13 protein-coding genes and 1 pseudogene are annotated in these 19,018 nt (G+C 72.4%); 9 read left to right on the top strand and 5 right to left on the bottom strand.

Features of this window, described 5'->3' with window-relative positions:
• Entirely contained in the window at positions 1-1,206 is a 1,206-nt protein-coding gene (locus ACO0M4_RS10630; protein ID WP_430369597.1) for an LLM class flavin-dependent oxidoreductase, read from the top strand.
• A 149-nt stretch (positions 1,207-1,355) separates the two neighbouring features.
• Positions 1,356-1,774: pseudogene (locus ACO0M4_RS10625) on the top strand (hypothetical protein); the annotation flags it as partial.
• Here ACO0M4_RS10625 and ACO0M4_RS10620 read toward each other — a convergent pair.
• The 3 genes from ACO0M4_RS10620 to ACO0M4_RS10610 form a co-directional block, all read right to left on the bottom strand.
• The gene (locus ACO0M4_RS10620) at positions 1,702-2,871 is read right to left on the bottom strand and encodes an adenosine deaminase (protein ID WP_430369596.1); all 1,170 of its coding nucleotides are present in this window, start codon (positions 2,869-2,871) and stop codon (positions 1,702-1,704) included. The pseudogene ACO0M4_RS10625 and the gene ACO0M4_RS10620 sit on opposite strands and share 73 nt — an antisense overlap.
• 93 nt (positions 2,872-2,964) lie before the next feature.
• Positions 2,965-3,735, bottom strand: coding sequence for a GntR family transcriptional regulator (locus tag ACO0M4_RS10615; RefSeq protein WP_430369594.1), 771 nt, complete (start codon positions 3,733-3,735; stop codon positions 2,965-2,967).
• 606 nt (positions 3,736-4,341) lie between these two features.
• Positions 4,342-5,670, bottom strand: a complete 1,329-nt coding sequence (locus ACO0M4_RS10610; RefSeq protein ID WP_430369592.1) for an MFS transporter — start codon at positions 5,668-5,670, stop codon at positions 4,342-4,344.
• 224 nt (positions 5,671-5,894) lie between these two features.
• On the opposite strand from ACO0M4_RS10610, the gene ACO0M4_RS10605 reads away from it, so the two are divergent.
• From ACO0M4_RS10605 to ACO0M4_RS10590, 4 genes are all read left to right on the top strand, one after another.
• Positions 5,895-6,695, top strand: coding sequence for a (Fe-S)-binding protein (locus tag ACO0M4_RS10605; RefSeq protein ID WP_430369591.1), 801 nt, complete (start codon positions 5,895-5,897; stop codon positions 6,693-6,695).
• The gene (locus ACO0M4_RS10600; protein ID WP_430369590.1) at positions 6,692-8,185 is read left to right on the top strand and encodes a lactate utilization protein B; all 1,494 of its coding nucleotides are present in this window, start codon (positions 6,692-6,694) and stop codon (positions 8,183-8,185) included. The genes ACO0M4_RS10605 and ACO0M4_RS10600 overlap by 4 nt, the downstream gene beginning before the upstream one ends.
• On the top strand, positions 8,182-8,886 hold the full coding sequence (locus tag ACO0M4_RS10595) for a LutC/YkgG family protein (protein ID WP_430369589.1): 705 nt from the start codon (positions 8,182-8,184) through the stop codon (positions 8,884-8,886). The genes ACO0M4_RS10600 and ACO0M4_RS10595 overlap by 4 nt, the downstream gene beginning before the upstream one ends.
• A 148-nt stretch (positions 8,887-9,034) precedes the next feature.
• A complete protein-coding gene (locus ACO0M4_RS10590; RefSeq protein WP_430371335.1) occupies positions 9,035-10,213 on the top strand; it encodes an SGNH/GDSL hydrolase family protein in 1,179 nt (392 codons plus the stop codon).
• Between the two features lie 60 nt (positions 10,214-10,273).
• On the opposite strand, the gene ACO0M4_RS10585 is transcribed toward ACO0M4_RS10590, so the two are convergent.
• On the bottom strand, positions 10,274-12,121 hold the full coding sequence (locus ACO0M4_RS10585) for an ABC transporter ATP-binding protein (protein WP_430369587.1): 1,848 nt from the start codon (positions 12,119-12,121) through the stop codon (positions 10,274-10,276).
• A gap of 164 nt (positions 12,122-12,285) precedes the next feature.
• On the opposite strand from ACO0M4_RS10585, the gene ACO0M4_RS10580 reads away from it, so the two are divergent.
• On the top strand, positions 12,286-12,768 hold the full coding sequence (locus ACO0M4_RS10580) for a MarR family winged helix-turn-helix transcriptional regulator (RefSeq protein WP_430369586.1): 483 nt from the start codon (positions 12,286-12,288) through the stop codon (positions 12,766-12,768).
• 36 nt (positions 12,769-12,804) lie between these two features.
• Positions 12,805-15,753 carry an FAD-binding and (Fe-S)-binding domain-containing protein gene (locus tag ACO0M4_RS10575; protein WP_430371333.1) on the top strand — a complete coding sequence of 983 codons (2,949 nt, stop codon included), beginning with the start codon at positions 12,805-12,807 and terminating at the stop codon, positions 15,751-15,753.
• 13 nt (positions 15,754-15,766) lie between these two features.
• Here the strand turns inward: ACO0M4_RS10575 and ACO0M4_RS10570 are convergent, their stop codons facing one another.
• On the bottom strand, positions 15,767-17,134 hold the full coding sequence (locus ACO0M4_RS10570) for an alpha-amylase (RefSeq protein WP_430369585.1): 1,368 nt from the start codon (positions 17,132-17,134) through the stop codon (positions 15,767-15,769).
• A 394-nt stretch (positions 17,135-17,528) separates the two neighbouring features.
• Between ACO0M4_RS10570 and ACO0M4_RS10565 the strand changes: the two genes are divergently transcribed.
• Positions 17,529-18,962 (top strand): Gfo/Idh/MocA family protein, encoded by a 1,434-nt coding sequence (locus ACO0M4_RS10565; RefSeq protein ID WP_430369583.1) that lies wholly within the window; start codon positions 17,529-17,531, stop codon positions 18,960-18,962.
• The last annotated feature ends 56 nt before the right edge of the window (positions 18,963-19,018 follow it).

Raw genomic sequence — 19,018 nt, 5'->3', positions numbered from 1 at the left:
ATGTCCGTACACCTGCATTGGTTCCTGCCGACCGGCGGGGACGGCCGGACGCTCGTCGACCGGCACGCCTACACCGACGGGGGCGTCCGGCGGGACCGGATCACCCCGGTGAGCGGGGTGCGCGCCCCGGACGTCGAGTATCTGGCGCAGATCGCCAAGGCCGCGGAGCAGTTGGGGTTCGAGGCGGTCCTCACGCCGACCGGTACGTGGTGCGAGGACGCCTGGCTGACGACGATGGCGCTGTCGCAGGTCACCGAGCGGCTGAAGTTCCTGGTCGCGTTCCGGCCGGGGGTGATCTCGCCGGTGTTGGCCGCGCAGATGGCGGCCACGTTCCAGCGGGTCTCCCGGGGGCGGCTGCTGCTGAACGTGGTCACGGGCGGGGACTCGACCGAGCAGAAGCGGTTCGGGGATCATCTCGGGCACGATCAGCGGTATGCCCGGACGGATGAGTTCCTGAAGGTCGTGCGGGGGGTGTGGGGCGGTCGGCCGTTCGACTTCCAGGGGGAGCACTACCAGGTCGAGGGCGGGCTGACGGCGCTGCCGCCGGATCCGCTGCCGGAGATCTTCTTCGGCGGGTCGTCGGCGGCCGCCGGCCCGGTGGCCGCACGGAACGTCGACGTCTATCTGACCTGGGGCGAGCCGCCGGAGCAGGTGAAGCAGAAGATCGACTGGATTCGTGGGCTGGCGGAGCAGGAGGGGCGGACGGTCCGGTTCGGGATCCGGCTGCACACCCTCTCGCGGGACACGTCGAAGGAGGCGTGGGCCACCGCGAACCGCCTGCTGGACGACCTCGATCCGGACACCGTCGCCGCCGCCCAGCAGGCGCTGGGCAGGAGCGAGTCGGTGGGGCAGCAGCGGATGCTGGCGCTGCACGGCGGCTCGCGCGACAAGTTGGAGATCTCGCCCAATCTGTGGGCGGGGGTGGGGCTGGTGCGGGGCGGTGCGGGTACCGCGCTGGTCGGCAGTCACGCGGAGGTGGCGGACCGGATCGAGGAGTACCACGCGCTGGGGGTCGAGCATTTCGTGCTGTCCGGGTACCCGCACCTGGAGGAGGCGTACTGGTTCGGTGAGGGGGTCCGGCCGGAGCTCGCCGCGCGTGGGCTCCTGGATGCCGGGCCGTCGCCGCTGGCCGGGGTGCCGGCGGCGAACGGACGGCCCGCCTCGGCTCCCGGTGGGGCGCCGCTGTTGGTGGCGAGCGGGCGCTGAGCGACGCGCTCGGCACGGGGGTGGGCCGGGCGGGAAGATCCCGGCCCCACCCTGAGTTGGGGCGCTACCCGGCGCGGGCGGTGATCAACGCGACCGGGACCCGGCACCGGCCGTTCTGGCCATGGTTCCCGGGGCAGGAGGACTTCCGCGGGCGGACCGTCGGGGCCGATGCCCTGCTCTACGCGACCGGTTTCCGGGCCGCCGTCGATCGCCTCGCGCCGCTGCGGCCGGGTGAGCCGGGCGGCGGGATCCGGCCGGCCGGGACCCGGGCGGTGGGCGATCCGGGGTGCACCTCGTCGGCTACGGGCCGTCCGCCAGGACCATCGGCGCCAACCGGGCGGGACGCGCCGCGGTCCGCGAGATCCGGCAGCTGCCGGCGGAGACGCCGGCCGTGCCGCCCGGGCCGGACGGCTCCGCGCGGCCGGCCGCCGGGATCCGGGGCGCGGACGTCCCGGACCCCCGCCCGATCGACGGCCGCGCGGGACGTGCCGCCGGCTACGCGGCCGGGGCGGCGGCCGTCTCCCCCACCGGGACGCGGCTGAGCTCCCACGCCCGCAGTTGGGCGTAGCCGGGCCGGATCACCTCGTTGATCAGGGCGGTCCGCTCGTCGAAGGGGAGGAAGGCGGCCTTGGCCGCGTGGACGGTGAACTCCTCCAGTTCGGCGGTGCCGTAGCCGAAGGTGTCCCGCAGGTGCTGGAACTCCTGCGTCATGCTGGTGCCGCTGACCAGGCGGTTGTCGGTGTTGAGGCAGACCCGGAAGCCCAGTCGGCGGAGCAGGTCGATGGGGTGCTCGGCGTAGCCGGTCGCGGCGCCCGTCTGGAGGTTGGAGGTCGGACAGACCTCCAACGCGATCCGCTGGTCGCGGACGTAGGAGGCGAGCCGGCCGAGGGTGACCTGACCGTCGGCACCGATCGTGATGTCGTCGGTGATGCGGACACCGTGCCCGATGCGGTGGGCGCCGCAGCGGAGCACCGCCTCGTGGATGGACTCCGCACCGACCGCCTCACCGGCGTGGATGGTCACCCGAGCGCCCTGGCTGCGGAGGTAGTCGAAGGCTTCGGCGTGCCGGCCGGCGGGGTTGCCGATCTCGCCGCCGGCGATGTCGAAGCCGACCACGCCCCGGTCCCGGTGGGCGACCGCGAGCTCAGCGATCTCCACCGCGCGGTCGGCGTGCCGCATGGCGCACAGCAGCGTCCCGATACGGATCCGGCGGCCGGCCTCCGCGGCCCGGCGCTCGCCCGCGCGGAAACCGGCATTGACCACGTCGACGACCTCGTCGAGGGTCAGGCCGCCGGCCAGGTGCTGCTCGGGGGCGTAGCGCACCTCGGCGTAGACCACGCCGTCGGCGGCCAGGTCCTCGGCGCACTCCGCGGCGATCCGGAACAGCGCCTCACCGGTCTGCATCACGGCGCAGGTGTGCGCGAACGTCTCCAAATACCGCTCCAGCGACCCGGAGTCGGCCGCATCACGGAACCAGACGGCCAGCGCGGCCGGATCGGTGGTCGGCAGGTCCCGATAGCCGATCGCCTCCGCCAGCTCGATGATCGTCTCCGGACGCAGACCACCGTCGAGGTGATCGTGGAGCAACACCTTGGGAGCGCGGCGGATCCGTTCCTGGTCGAGGGCGTGGGTGGACTGCGGCGGAAGCTTGTCAGACAACATCATGGGGCGGGAGTATGACACGTCGCAGCGCCACCGGGCGACCGGGTATCACCGGGCGGTCCGGCGGCGGCCTTTGGCGCGGGGCATCCGGGCTGGTCAGCGCGCCTGCCACACCGGAAGGGCGGGGGCACCCGGCGGCAGCATGTGCTTGGCGGCCAGCAGCGGCGTGCGGTCCAACCGGACGACCTGGGTGACCAGGACACCGGGAGTGTCGGCGGGGCGCCCGAGCTGGGTGCCGCGCTGTCGGCCGAGGGTGGTGGCCACGATGGTGCTGCTGCCGGTCAGCGGCAGTCCGCGCCCGGCCTCCAACAGCAGGCCCAGCATCGACGACGACCGCCCGCCCGGCCCGTCGAACACCGCCGCGGCGTCCGGCAGCAGCTCTGCCAACGTCTCGTCCGAGGCCCATTCCTGGGTCAGGCAGGCCGGGAGGCCGCCGACCTCGATCACGCTCTCCCAGAAGCGCACCTCGCCGTGGGCCGGCAGGACCAGGTGCTGGGTGGAGAAGTCGGTGGGCTCCTCGCGGGTCCGGGCCAGCGGCACCGTGACGACCTGCCGGCCCTCCCCGAGGAGCGCCTCCACCGGCTTGAGGAACTCGAAGCCGCGCGGCGGCAGATGGTGGCTGACCGTGCGGCCCACCCCGCGCCGTACGGTGATCACGCCGTCCTCCTGGAGCAGGATCAGCGCCTCGCGCAGCGCCGGGCGGCTGACGCCGAGTTCGGCGGCGAGCCGGGGCTCGGTCGGCAAGGTGGAACCCGGCGGATAGGTGCCGGCGCGGATGGCCTCGACCATCCGCTCGTACAGGGCGACGACCGGCCGCCGCTGGGGCCGACCCGGAGGGCGCTCCCGGTTCTGTTGTCTGTCAGCCATCTCGGTCTCCCCGCGTCCGTGGTCCGACTGCCCGCACCACGCCTCGGGCGGGTGTGTGCGGCCAGTTTTCCATCGCACCGGGCCGAGCGACCGGGCGCCCCGGCCGCTCGGCCGAGGATGCGGGCCCCGGCGACGTCGGCGCGCCCAGCACACCGTGCCTGACCTTGCCCGACCTCACCTGATCTTGTCTGACAACAGCGCATCTCGCTCCCCCGCCACCCCATGGGAACAAGCGAACGCCGGATCGAGTGTTCGCCGGAAAGCATGGTCGATCACGGAACGGGTTCCCCGAGCCCCCGCGACGGATGATGCTTACGGGGCGCAAGCGACGGGCTGCAGACCGTTACGGCAGTGCCTCCGGCTGACATCCCTTGCTGGGCCGGAGAGTTGGTCCCACAACGCAATTCGCTAGGAGAACAGAGCCAGGTGAACATCCTCACCAGCCTGCTTGCCGGCATCGTCCACCTCGAGGGTTGGCTCGTCTGACGGACTTGCAGCACCACAAGGCGCCGCTACCCCATGTCCCAGGAGGAGCGGCGCCTTCCGTGTGCCCGGACGGGCAACCGCCTTGGCGCAACGGCCAGTTGGCGGCGGCCGGCTACGTCGCTACGCGTCCAGCGGCCGGCGCGCGGTCTCCGGCAGCGCCAGGTAGACGAGGAAGGACACCAGGCAGACCACCGCGACGTACCAGGGGAAGAGATCCGGGTGGCCGGCCTGCTTGAACCACGTGCCGACGTACGGGGCGGTGCCGCCGAAGAGCGCGACGGTCAAGGAGTACGGGAAGCCGATGCCGGCGGCCCGCACCCGGGCCGGGAAGACCTCGGCGTTCACCGCGGCGGCGACCGAGGTGTAGCCGGTGAGCAGCACCATGCCGGCGCACTGCACCAGCAGCAGCGAGAAGAACGCGTCGGTGACCAGGTGGAGCAGCGGTACGGCCAGCACGGCGAAGCCCAACGCGAAGGTGAGCAGCAGCGGTTTGCGTCCGATGCGGTCCGAGAGCATGCCGCCGAGCGGCTGGAGCAGTGCGAAGAAGACCAGTGACAGGGTGCCGACGAGGAGCGCGTCGCCCTTGTCGAAACCGGCGTTGACCTGGGCGTAGGTGGGGAGGTAGGTGGTCCAGGTGTAGTAGGCGATGGTGCCGCCGGCGGTGATGCCGCAGATGAGCAGTGACTGGCGGGGGTAGCGGCGCAGGCCCTCGAAGAGGCCGGGGCGGGCGGCCCGCTGTGCGGCGAGGGGGTCCTCCCCGGCTCGCGCTCGGGGAAGGGTCTCCTGGGCGCCGCGCCGGATCCACAGGCCGAGCAGGCTCAGCAGGGCGCCGACGAGGAACGCGATGCGCCAGCCCCACTGTCCCATCTGGTGCTCGGTGAGCAGCCCGGCGAGCAGCGCCCCGGTGCCGGAGGCGAGCAGCTGGCCGAGGGTGGTGGAGACGTACTGGAAGCTGGAGAACAGGCCGCGTCGGCCCGGTCCGGCGGACTCGACCAGGAACGTGGTGGACGCCGCGAACTCGCCACCCACCGACAGGCCCTGCACCAGGCGGGCGATGACCAGCATGATCGGCGCGAGGACGCCGGTGGCCGCGTAGGTGGGGGTGAGCGCGACCAGCAGGCTGCCGCCGCCCATCAGCAGGATGGTGAGGGTCAGTGCGGCGCGCCGGCCGCGGCGGTCGGCGACCGCGCCCAACAACAGCCCGCCGACCGGGCGCATGAAGAAGCCGACCGCGAAGACGGCGAAGGTGGAGAGCAGCGGCACCAGGGAATTGCCGGCGCCCTTGGGAAAGACCTGGTCGGCGAAGTAGACCGCCAGGAAGGAATAGGCGTACCAGTCGTACCACTCGACGGCGTTGCCGACGGAGGCGGCGGCCAGTTGCCGCAGTTGCGACGGCGGACGGCCACCCTCGGGTGCCCCGTCCTCGGCTATGGGCTGTGCGCTCGACATCGTCCTTGAGCTCCCGGTCCTTCTCCTCGGGCTGCCGCTGGGGCAGGATGATCCGGAAGGCGATCATGTACCGGTAAGGCGACCGACCGCCAGGGTCTACGGCGACGAAGTCGCGGCCGGAGGACCGCGGGAAGGCGGTGGCCATGCGCCGGCAACACGGTGGCAACATTCCGGCCTGCCGCTGAGCCGGGAGCGCCGGGAAGCGAGCGCGAGGAGGAGGCACCGTGCGGGTTGCACTGTTCGTCACCTGCATCAACGACACGCTCCACCCACGGACCGGGCGGGCGGTGGTGACCCTGCTGGAACGGCTGGGCGTCGACGTCGACTTCCCGGCGGAGCAGAGCTGCTGCGGTCAGCCGCAGTTCAACACCGGCTACCGGCACGCCACCGAGCCGCTGGTGCGCCGCTTCGACCGGGCCTTCAGGGACTACGCGTACGTGGTGACCCCGTCCGGTTCCTGTGCGGCGATGGTCCGCGACAACTTTCCGCGGATCGCGGCGAAGGCCGCGGCGGAGGGGCGCGGCCGGAAGCTGACCGAGGCCGCGGCGCGGGCCGTACCCAAGACGTACGAGCTGACGGAGTTCCTGGTGGACGTGCTGAAGGTGACCGACGTCGGCGCGTACTATCCGCACACCGTGACCTATCACCCCACCTGCCACGGGCTGCGGATGCTGGGGCTCGGCGACCGGCCGCGGCGGCTGCTGGAGCAGGTCAGGGGGCTGACGCTCAAGGAGTTGCCGGGCGCAGAGGAGTGCTGCGGGTTCGGCGGGACGTTCGCGGTGAAGAATCCGGCGGTGTCTGCGGCGATGGGCGCCGACAAGGTCCGCGCGGTGACCGGGACCGGCGCACAGGCGGTCTGCACGGTGGACAACTCCTGTCTGCTGCACATCGGGGGCATGCTCGCCCGGCAGGGTTCGCCGGTGCGGCCGGTGCACCTCGCGGAGATCCTGGCCAGTACGGAGGCCGATGCGGTGGCGGACGAGCGAGCGGGCCGGGGCGTCGGTGCGGAAGGGGGCGTGCGATGAGCCGCAGTTTCCTCGGGATGCCGGCGTTCCCGCAGGCCGCGGCCGTCTCCACCCGTGACGCCCGGCTGCGGGCCAATCTCACCCACGCCACCCACACCATCCGCGACAAGCGGGCCAAGGCGGTGGCCGAGCTGGACGACTGGGCGCAACTGCGGGCCGCGGGCGCCGCGGTGAAGGACCGGACACTCCGTCACCTCGACCACTACCTGGAGCAGTTGGAGGAATCCGTGGTCGCCGCGGGCGGCCGGGTGCACTGGGCGGCGGACGCCGACGAGGCCAACCGGATCGTCACCCGGTTGGTCCGGGAGACCGGTGAGCGCGAGGTCGTCAAGGTCAAGTCGATGGCCACCCAGGAGATCGGGCTCAACGAGGCACTGGCCGAGGCGGGGATCCGGGCGTACGAGACGGATCTCGCGGAGCTGATCGTGCAGCTCGGCGACGACCTCCCGTCGCACATCCTGGTGCCGGCGATCCACCGCAACCGCACCGAGATCCGGGACATCTTCCGTCGGGAGATGGGCAAGTGGGGGCGTCCGGCGCCCGAGGGGCTGTCCGACTCCCCCGCCGAGCTGGCGGAGGCGGCCCGCCAGCACCTGCGGGAGAAGTTCCTCACCGCGAAGGTGGGCATCTCCGGCGCGAACTTCATGGTCGCCGAGACCGGCACCCTGGTGGTCGTGGAGTCCGAGGGCAACGGCCGGATGTGCCTGACGCTGCCGGAGACCCTGATCTCCGTCGTCGGCATCGAGAAGACCGTGCCGTCCTGGCAGGACCTGGAGGTCTTCCTGCAACTGCTGCCGCGCTCCTCCACGGCCGAGCGGATGAACCCGTACACCACCACCTGGACCGGGACCACGGACGGCGACGGGCCGCGGACCTTCCACCTCGTGCTGCTCGACAACGGGCGGACCGACACCCTGGCGGACACCGTGGGGCGGCAGGCGCTGCGCTGCATCCGCTGCTCGGCCTGTCTGAACGTCTGCCCGGTGTACGAGCGGGCCGGCGGGCACGCCTACGGATCTCCTTATCCCGGCCCCATCGGCGCGATCCTCACCCCGCAACTGCGCGGTATGGCAGGCCCGTTGGAGCAGTCGTTGCCGTACGCCTCGTCGCTGTGCGGGGCGTGCTACGAGGTGTGTCCGGTGGCCATCGACATCCCCGAGGTGTTGGTGCACCTGCGGGAGCGGGTGGTGGAGGGCGGCCCAGTCACCCGGCACGGGTCCCGGGTCGTGCTCAAACCCGCCAAGGGGCACGCCGCGGAGCGGGCCGCGATGCGCGCCGCCGCCTGGGCGTTCGACCATCCGGGCGCACTGCGCGGCGGGATGCGGCTGGCCGCGCGGACCCGTCGGCTGCATCCGCGGCGACTGCCGGGGCCGGGGCGCGCCTGGAGCGACACCCGGACGCTGCCGGCGGTGCCCGCCGAGTCGTTCCGCGACTGGTGGCAACGCACCCGGGGCGATGCCAGCGGACCCGACCAAGGAGGCGTCAAGTGAGCAGCAGGGATGTGGTGTTGGCGCGGGTGCGGCGGGCGCTGGCCGATGTGCCGCGCGGTGAGGGGCCGCACGATCCGCCGGTCCCCCGCGACTACCGCCGGGTGCACGGTTCCCGGACGACCGACGAGACCGTCGCGTTGCTCGCGGCGAACCTCGCGGACTACCGGGCGGTGGTGCACCGCTGTACGCCGGCCGGACTGCCTGCGCTGCTCGGCCGGCTGCTGGCGGCGCGCGGGGCGCGGACGGTGGTGGTGCCGCCCGGGCTGGATCCGCGGTGGCTGTCCGCCGCCGAGGTCACCCAGCGCCCGGACCGGGCCGCGGACACGGTGCGGGAACTGGACGCGGTGGACAGTGTGGTGACGGGGTGTGCGGTGGCCGTCGCGGAGACCGGCACGCTGGTCCTGGACGCCGGCCCGGATCAGGGGCGGCGCCGGATCACCCTCGTCCCCGACCACCACATCTGTGTGGTGCGGGTCCCCGATCAGGTCGTCGGCTCGGTCCCGGAGGCGTTGCCGCGGCTGTCCCCGGAACGCCCGCTGACCTGGATCTCCGGGCCGTCCGCGACCAGTGACATCGAGCTGGACCGGGTGGAGGGGGTGCATGGTCCGCGGACGCTGGAGGTGGTGTTGCTGGCGGACGGCACGGAGCGCGGGGACGCGGGCCAGGGCGTGTCCGGTGGGTCGGGGTCGGACGGGCTCTAGGGCCCGCGGGTGGCTGGTGCGGAGGGTGACCCTGGCGTTGGTACGCACCCGGTGGGTACCAACGCCAGGTGTCTGGGTGGCCCGCGCGCCGGCCGGCAGACTCCTGGTCATCGCCACCAAGCAGATGACCGAGAGGCAGCCGACAGCCATGAACAGCTACGACAACTTCCTTGCCTGGAACGCGGGTTGGGCCACATCGGTGCAGCGGCCGAGCGTGGGCTTCCACAAGAACTGGGCCGAGGAGGGGTTCGCGGACCAGACGGTACGACAGACCGTGCGGGTCACCGGGGCCGGGACCCGGGCCCGGATCAAGCTCTCCAACCGGTACGGGACCGCGCCGCTGGAGGTGTCCGGTGCGAGCCTCGCCCGGGCCGGCGCCGGGGCGGCGGTGGCGGCCGGTTCGGTCCGGCCGCTGACCTTCGACGGGGCGGCGTCGGTGCGGATCCCGGCGGGTGGCGAGGTGTACAGCGACGCGGCGGAGGTGACCGTGGCGGCGCTGGAGTCGCTCACCGTGTCGCTGTACTTCGCGGCGCCGACCGGACCGGCGACCTTCCACGCGCAGGCGTGGGCCACCGCGTACCGGGCCGCGGGCGAGCAGTTGGGGGAGGTGGATCCGGCGGTCTTCGGGGAGACCTCGGTCTCGTGGTACTACCTGGCCGCGGTCGAGCTGGCGGACGGCGGCCCGGCGCGGCGGGACACCGTGGTGCTCTTCGGTGACTCGATCACCGACGGCTTCGGGTCGACCGACGACGCCGACCGGCGGTACTCGGACGCGCTGGCCGAGCGGCTGGCCGCCGAGGGCCGTCCGCTGCGGGTCCTGAACCTGGGCATCGGCGGGAACCTGCTGCTCAACGATTCGCCGTGGTTCGGCGAGCGGGCCGGGGCACGGTTCGACCGCGATGTGCTGGCGCAGCCGGGCGTGCGCTCGGTGGTCGTCCTGGTCGGCCTGAACGACATCGGCTTCAGCGAGGTCGACCTGCCGACGTACAAGCCCAACCCGGACAACTCGGTGGCACAACTCGTCGCCGGCTACCGGGAGTTGATCGAGCAGGCGCATGCGGCCGGGGTGCGGGTCATCGGGGGGACGATCACGCCGTTCAAGGGGTCGGAGTACCACACGCCGGTCGCGGAGGCGAAGCGCCGGGCGGTCAACGAGTGGATTCGGACGGCGGGTGCGTTCGACGCGGTGGTCGACTTCGCGGCGGTGCTGGCGGATCCGGCCGACCCGGACGCGCTGCGGTCCGCCTACGACAGCGGGGACTTCAAGCACCCGGGCGACGCGGGGTACCGGGTGATGGCGCAGGCGGTCGATCCGGCCGCACTGTGAGCAATCCTGACGCACCGTCACGTACGGCTGCCGCCCGCCGTCCGCGCCCCGGGGTCCCGGTCACACCAGGGCCCCGGGGGCGCGACCGTCGTCCGCGGTACCGGCCGCGTCGTCCGGCGCCTCCTGGTGCGTGTCGCGGCGGACCAGGGCGGCGTAGCGGCCGTCGGCGGCCAGCAGCTCGTCGTGGGTGCCGCGTTCGGCGATCCGGCCGCCGTCCAGGACGACGATCTGGTCGGCGTCCCGGACCGTGGAGAGGCGGTGCGCGATGGTGAGGGTGGTGCGGCCCGCGGAGAGCGCGTCGACGGCCCGCTGGACGGCGTGTTCGGTGCGGGTGTCCAGGGCGCTGGTGGCCTCGTCGAGGACGAGGACCGGCGGGTCGCGCAGGAGGGTGCGGGCGATGGCCAGGCGCTGCTTCTCGCCGCCGGAGAAGCGGTAGCCGCGTTCGCCGACGACGGTCTCGTAGCCGTCGGGGAGGGCCGCGATGTGGTCGTGTATCTGGGCGATCCGGGCGGCGCGCTCGATCTCCTCGTCGGTGGCGTCGGGCTTGGCGAAGCGCAGGTTCTCGGCGACCGAGGCGTGGAAGAGGTAGGTCTCCTGGGAGACCACGCCGACCGCGTGGGCGAGGGTGTCGAAGCCGAGGTCGCGAATGTCGGTGCCGTCGAGGGTGACCCGGCCGCCGGTGACGTCGTAGAGGCGCGGGACGAGGTAGCTCAGGGTGGTCTTGCCGCTGCCGGTCGGGCCGACGACGGCGAGGCTGCTGCCGGCCGGGACGGTCAGGTCGATGCCGTCGAGGGTGGGGGCGGCCGCCGGGTCGTAGCCGAAGGACACCTTCTCGAAGCGGATCTCGCCGCGCGGGGTGGGGAGTTGCACGGGGGCGGCGGGTTCGGTGATGTCGACCGGCAGGTCGAGGTATTCGAAGATGCGCTGGAAGAGCGCGAGCGAGGTCTGCATCTGGACGCCGGTGGTCAGCAGGGAGACGGTGGGGCGCAGCAGGCCCTGCTGGAGGGAGACGAAGGCGACCAGGGTGCCGAGGGAGAAGACCGGGCCGCCGAGTTGCAGGACCAGGCCGGCCGCCCAGTAGATGAGCGCGGGCATGGCGGCCATGACGATGCCGATGGTGGCCATCCGCCAGCGGCCGGCCATGTTGGCGCGGACCTCCAGGTCGACCAGGCGCTCGGACTCGGTGGCGAAGTTCTTGGTGAGCGAGTCGGCGCGGCCCATGGTCCGGCCGAGCAGCACGCCGCTGACCGAGAGGGATTCGGTGACCATCGCGGACATCGTGGCCATCTGCTTCTGCCGCTTGGTGGTGATCTTCTTGCGTTCGTTGCCGACCCGGCGGCTTATGCCGACGAACAGCGGGAGCAGCAGCAGCGAGACGACGGTGAGCCGCCAGTCGAGGGCGATCATGGCGACGACGGTGGCGACGACCGAGGTCAGGTTGGAGACCAGGGACGTCGCGGTGGAGGTGACGGTCGCCTGCATGCCGCCGATGTCGTTGGCGATCCGGGACTGGACCTCGCCGGTGCGGGTGCGGGTGAAGAACGCCAGCGGCATCCGCTGGAGCTTGGCGTAGACGGCGGTGCGCAGATCGTGCATGACGCGCTGGCCGACCGTGGTGGAGACCAGGGTCTGGAGGACGCCGAAGACGCTGGTGGTGAGCGCGGTGGCGATCATGCCGAGGGCGAGGAGGGTCAGCAGGCCGGTGCGCCGGCCGGGGATGGCGACGTCCAGGATCTCGCGGAGGAGGAAGGGGGAGGCCACCGAGACCAGGGAGGAGGCGGCGACGAGCAGGCCGACCAGGGCGAGGCGGCCGCGGTAGGGGCGGAACAGCGCGAGGATCCGCCGCAGCTGGACCGGGGCGTCGGGGTCCTTGGGGGGCGGGGTCCAGTTCGGTTCTTCGGGACGCATGGGCTCCTACGAGGGTGCGGAGGGCTGGAACTAGGAGGCTTGGGAGGGCGGGAACCAGGAGGGCGGGAGGGCCGGAACCAGGGGACTGCGAGAACGAAAACTTTGCCGAGCTTAGCTCATTGTTACCTATACTCACAATGAATCTTGTCCTGTACTGTGGGGGCATGCCCTCCCCCGAGCCGTCGGTCAGCGCGAACGAAGCCAACGTGGCCGAGCAGCTGGTGCGGCTGACCCGCCGGATGCAGCGCTCCCAGAAGCGCCACATGGCCCACCTGGACATCGCCTTCACCCCCGCGCAGTCCCGCCTGCTGCGGATCGTCGGCCACTGCCGCGACGCCCCGCCCCGGATGGCCGACCTCGCCGAACGGCTGGAGGTCGTACCCCGCGCCGTGACCACGCTGGTGGACGCGCTGGAGGCGAACGGCACGGTGCGCCGGATGCCCGATCCGACCAACCGTCGGGTGGTGCGGATCGAGCTGACCGACACCGGCCGGTCCGCGCTCCGGGCGTTGCGCGGCGCACGTCGGGCCGCCGCGGAGGAGATCCTGGCCCCTCTGACCGCCGCAGAGCGCGAGATGCTCGGCGGTCTGCTCGCCACCCTCGTCGACGGACCGGGGGAACCGCACCGCTCTGCCGCACCGGCCTGACCCACGGGCCCGGCGCGCAGTCAACCGGAGGTGACCGTGCCCCTGCTGGAGCCCACGCCCGAAGCCCTGCGGCCCCGCACCACCCACCCCGCGCCGGACCGGGTGCCCGAACGCCTGGCGGCCGGCACCCCCGAGCCGCTGCGCGGCGACCTGATCGCGCTGCTCGGCGCGGACAAGGTGCGGCACACCGTCTCCGACCTGGTCCGCTACGCCTCCGACGCCAGCCCCTACCGCTTCCTCCCCCAGGTAGTGGTGATCGCCCAGACCGCCGACGACATCTCCGCGGTCTTCTCGTACGCCCGCGCGCACGGCCGCAACGTGGTCTTCCGGGCCGCCGGGACCTCCCTCAACGGCCAGGCGCAGGGCGAGGACATCCTCGTCGACGTGCGCCGCCACTGGGCCGGCATCGAGGTGCTGGACGACGGTGCCCGGGCCCGGATCCGGCCCGGCACCACCGTGCTGCGGGCCAACGCCACGCTCGCCCGGTACGGCCGGCTGCTGGGCCCCGACCCGGCCAGCGCCATCGCCTGCACCGTGGGCGGGGTGGTCGCCAACAACGCCTCCGGGATGACCGCCGGCACCACCTGCAACTCCTACCGGACGCTGGCCTCGCTGACCTTCGTGCTGCCGTCCGGCACCGTCGTCGACACCGCGCACCCGGCCGCCGACGCCCGGCTGGCCCGGGCCGAACCGGTGCTCTGCACCGAACTGCTGGCCCTCAAGGCGGAGATCGAGGCGGACCCGGATCTGGTCGCCCGGATCCGCGCCAAACACGCGATCAAGAACACCAACGGTTACCGCCTGGACGCCTTCCTCGACGGGCGGACGCCGGTGGAAATCCTGCGCGGGCTGATGGTCGGCTCCGAGGGGACCCTCGGCTTCATCGCCGAGACGGTCTTCACGACCCTGCCGCTGGACCGGCACACCTCCACCGCGCTCCTCTTCTTCCCCACCCTCGCGACCGCGGCCGCCGCCGTCCCGCGCTTCACCGAGGCCGGCGCCCGGGCCGTGGAGTTGATGGACGGCAACACCCTGCGCGCGTCGGTGCGCGTGCCCGGGGTACCCGCCGACTGGGCGGACCTGCCCAGGGAGACCGCCGCGCTGCTGGTGGAGTTCCGGGCACCGGACGAGGCCGCGCAGCGGGCGTACGAGGAGGCGGCGGCGCGGGTGCTGGCGGGGCTGGAGCTGGTCGCCCCGGTGCCGTCGGTCAGCAACGGCCTCACCCGGGACCCGGCCGTGATCGGCGGCTACTGGAAGGCCCGCAAGGCGTTCGTCACCGCGGTCGGCGGCTCCCGGCCGGCCGGAACGACCCTGATCACCGAGGACTTCGCGGTCCCGCCGGCCCGGCTCGCCGACGCCTGCACCGCACTGTTGGAACTCCAGGCCCGGCACGGCTTCGACGCGGCGGTCGCCGGCCACGCCGCCCACGGCAACCTGCACTTCCTGCTCGCCTTCGACGCCGCCGACCCCGACGACGTGACCCGCTATGCCGCCTTCATGGACGACTTCTGCCGGCTGACCGTCGAGCGCTTCGACGGCTCGCTGAAGGCGGAGCACGCCACCGGCCGGAACATCGCGCCGTTCCTGGAGCTGGAATGGGGGCCGCGGGCCACGGAGTTGATGTGGCGGATCAAGGAGGCCGTGGACCCCCGGGGCATCCTGGCACCGCGGGTCCTGCTCGACCGCGACCCGCGGGCGCACCTGCGCGGGCTGAAGACGATTCCCCAGGTCGAGGCGGTCGCCGACCCGTGCATCGAGTGCGGCTTCTGCGAACCGACCTGTCCCAGCGAGGACCTGACGACCACGCCCCGCCAACGGATCGTGCTACGCCGCGAGATGCTGCGCCAACCGCCCCGCTCCGCGGTCAACGACGCCCTGCTGGACGCCTACGGCTACGACGCGGTGGACACCTGCGCCGGGGACTCCACCTGCAAGCTGGCCTGCCCGGTCGGCATCGACACCGGCGCGCTGATGAAGGACTTCCGGCACCGCCGGCACACCCCGCGCGAGGAGCGGATCGCCGAGCGGACCGCCCGGCACTTCGGGGCGGTCGAGCGGGCGGCCCGACTGGCGGTGGCCGCCGCGGATCGGCTCGACGACCGGCTGCTGACGAGGGCGACCGGCGCCGCCCGCAAGGCCGTCCGCCCCGACCTGGTGCCGGAGTGGCTCCCGCAGATCCCCGGCGCCGCGGCCCGCCGACTGCCCACGACCCGCCGGACCGGCGCGGCCGCGGTCTACTACCCGGCCTGCGTGAACCGCATCTTCGGCGAACCCACCGGCCACCGCGGGCCGTCCCTCCCCGAGGCGGTGGTGGCGCTCGCCCGGCGAGCCGACCGCCCGGTGTGGATCCCGCCGGACGTCACCGGCACCTGTTGCGCCACTATCTGGCACTCCAAGGGCTACGAGCGGGGCAACCGGCTGATGGCCAACCGCATCGTCGAGGCCGCCTGGGGCTGGACGGCCGGCGGAGCGCTGCCACTGGTCGTGGACGCCTCGTCCTGCACCCTCGGCCTGGCCCGCGAGGTGGTGCCGTACCTGACGCCGTTGAACCGCTCGCTGCACGCCGAGCTGACCGTCGTCGACTCCGTGGTCTGGGCCGAGGAGCTCCTCCCGCACCTGGAGATCCGCCGCACGCTCGGCTCAGCCGTCCTCCATCCCACCTGCTCCATGCAGCACCTGGGCGACGAGGACGGACTGCGACGGGTCGCCGAGGCGTGCGCCCGCGAGGTGGTGGTCCCGGACGACGCGGGCTGCTGCGCCTTCGCCGGCGACCGCGGCCTGCTCCACCGGGAACTGACCGAATCCGCCACCGCGAAGGAGGCGGCCGAGGTCACCGCCCGTCCCTTCGACGCCCACCTCTCGGCGAACCGCATGTGCGAGATCGGCATGGACCACGCAACGGAGGGCCGAGGCTACCGCTCGGCCCTCCTGGCGTTGGAATGGGCAACGCGTCCCGGCAACGCCCCTGGCCCGTCCGACGTTTGAGGACGGGCGGGCGTCAGCGGGCGAGGTGCAGGGCCACGGCGCCGTGGGCCGGCACGGTGAGCTGCGCCTGCCCGTCCCCACCCACGGTCACCGTGTGCCCGTCGCACGACCCGGGCACCGCCGCCACCACATCGCAGTACGTCCCGGCCGGCAACGACGTGGCGAACGACCGACTCACCGCCCCGTCCCCGGCGTTGAGGGCCACGAAGCCCGCCGACCCCCGGCCGAAGGCGATCGCATTGCCCCCGTTGTCCCACCAGTTGGTCAGCGCTGCCGACCCCACCGCGTTGCGGAAGCCCACCATCCCGGTGATCTCGCGCTTGGCGTGCTCGTTGGTCCAGGCGGAACTGCCGGAGGCCGGCGGGCCGGCGTCCTTGTCGGTCCACTGGTAGCCGGAGTAGACGTTCGGGGAGCCGTACGGCGAGGCGAGCATGAAGACGTTGGCGAGGGTGTAGGTCGCGCCGTCCTTGTACGTCAGGGTCGAGCCGTTCCGTTCGGTGTCCCAGTTGTCGACGAACGTGCGGGCCTTGTCGCTGCCGAGCTTGCCGTCCGCGACGGACTTGAGCTGGGCGAGGTTCCCGCCCTGGAAGGCGCTCTTGAGGTGGCTGCCGTAGCGGAATTCGTCGACGTCGCCGGTGTTGGTGTACTCGTCGGGCTGGACGGCCTCGCCGGCGCCGTAGATGACCTCCTGCACCCAGTACCCCGGGTCCTTCATCTTGCCCTTGATGGCGGCGAGGTCGGCGGCGGCGATGTGCTTGGCGGCGTCGATCCGGAAGCCGTCCACGCCCAGCGACCGCAGGTCGTCGAGGTACTTGGCGAGGGTGGTGCGGACGTAGTCGCTGCCGGTGTCGAGGTCGGCGAGCCCGACCAGTTCGCAGTTCTGGACGTCGTCGCGGTTGGTGTAGTCGGAGACGCTCTTGCGGCAGCCGTGGAAGTCCCAGTCCTGGTAGTAGCCCGGGTAGGTGTACTTGGTGTACTGGGTGCCGCCGGTGCCGGTACCGGATCCGGCCGCCATGTGGTTGATGACGGCGTCGGCGATGACCTTGACGCCGGCGGTGTGGCAGGCGCCGACCATCGCGGCGAACGCGTCCCGGTCGCCCAACCGTCCGGCGATCTTGTAGCTGACCGGTTGGTACGAGGTCCACCACTGGTCGCCCTGGATGTGCTCGGAGGCGGGTGAGACCTCGACGTAGCCGTAGCCGGCCGGGCCCAGTTGGTCGGCGCAGGCCCGGGCAACGTCGGCGTACTTCCACTCGAAGAGGGTGGCGGTGACGGTCCGGTCGCCGGGTGGGGTGGCCTGCGAGGGCCAGGGGGCGAAGGCGGCGAGGCCGACCGCGGCCAGTACCCCGGCCAGCGTCCGGGCCCGCGCCCGGGAACGCACCCGGGAACCAGGCCCCTGGTGCGGCCTCTTCGTCGCTGTGTTGTCGCGGCTCCTTCGTCGCTGCACTGTTGCGGCTCCTTCGTCATGGGGCACGGGGACCGCGCCCACGAGAGCAGCCACGCGCCAGGCCGCCATGGGGGGATTCCGCTTCGGAGCCTGCCGTTTCGTGCGTGGACACGTCAAGGTTTTCGGCAAGGGTTTTCAGGCTCTTGCGAAAGACGCTGACGTAGGCGGGCGGGGCGCCACGGTCCGGCGGCACCCGAGGTGCACGAAGAGTCCAAGTACGTGCACCAAGAGTCCAATGGGCCCTCTTGTGCCCCAGGCCGCCCAACCGTCAAGGTCCTCACCGAGGTTCACGACTGTCCCGCGTACGATCCGCTTCCTTGGAGGACCGATGCACGAGGCAACACCGCAGAACCAGGAGCCCAACGAGGCCGGCCCCAGGCGCCGTTCGGTCCTGTGGACCGCCGGCGCGGCGGGCGCCGGACTGGGAATCGCCGGACTGGGCACCGGATCGGCGGCCGCGGCCGCACCCGGGGCGACCGGCACGACCAAGGCCGCCGCCACGCCCCCCAAGCCCCACGGCACGACCATGATCGGGGTGCCGTTCGAGCCGCGCAGCACGGTGCGCATCGGCATCATCGGCCTCGGCAACCGGGGCGGCAGCATGATCGACCTGTTCCTAGCGATGCCGAACGTACGGGTCGTGGCGCTCTGCGACCCCGTGAAGGACAAGGTCGCCAAGGCCGCGGCGAAGGTCACCAAGGCCGGACAGCCCGCACCCGCCGTCTACACCAACGGCGACCACGACTTCGAAAACCTCTGCAAGCGCACCGACATCGACTTCGTCTACGCGGCGACCCCCTGGGACTGGCACTTCGAGATGGCGAAGACCGCCATGCTCAACGGCAAGCACGTCGGCACGGAGTGCCCGCTGGCCCTGCGCCTGGACCAACTGTGGGAACTGGTCGACCTCTCCGAACGCACCCGCAGACACTGCCTCCAACTGGAGAACTGCTGTTACGGCAGAAACGAGATGCGGGTGCTGCGGATGGCGCACGCCGGCCTCTTCGGCGAACTGCTGCACGGCGCCGGGGCGTACATCCACGACCTGCGCGGCCTGATGTTCGATCCGACGTACTACGAGGGGCCCTGGCGCCGGCTGTGGCACACCCGGCTGCGCGGCGACCTCTACCCCAACCACGGCTTCGGCCCGGTCGCCAACTACATGGACGTCAACCGCGGCGACCGGGCGGTCCGGATCACCAGCTTCGGCACGCCGGCGCTGGGTCTGGCCGCGTACCGCAAGCAGCAGATGCCGCCCGGCGACCCCAGCTGGAAGGAGTCCTACGTCGAGAGCGACCGGACGATCAGCCTGGTACAGACCGCCAAGGGACGGGTGATCCGGCTGGAGCACGACGTCTCCACACCGCACCCGTACAGCCGGATCAACAGCCTCGGCGGGACCAAGGGGCTCTTCGAGGACTACCCCGAGCGGATCTACCTGGAGCCCCGCCAGAGCAATGACGAGTGGGGCGACTTCGGCACGTACGCGGAGTGGGACCACTGGCTGTGGAAGGAGCACGCCAACCCGCCCGGCGGCCACGGCGGCATGGACTACATGCTGGTCTTCCGGCTGACTCAGTGTCTGCGGCTCGGCCTGGTACCGGACTTCGACGTCTATGACGCGGCGACCTGGTCCGCACCGGTGCCGCTGAGCGACCGTTCGATCAAGGCGAAGGGCGTACCGCAGGAGATCCCGGACTTCACCCGGGGGCTGTGGCGGAAGGCGCGCCCGGGGATGGACTCGCCAAAGCCCGCCGAGTAGCGGGGGCGCGGTCCTCCGGCATACGTCCGGGGCCCGGTGGCAGGCCGTCCGCCACC

The organism is Streptomyces sp. RGM 3693 (assembly GCF_050471125.1).
Taxonomy (GTDB): Bacteria; Actinomycetota; Actinomycetes; order Streptomycetales; family Streptomycetaceae; genus Streptomyces.
Note: the sequence above shows the minus strand (reverse complement) of the source record. Positions and strands in the feature narration are given on the sequence as shown.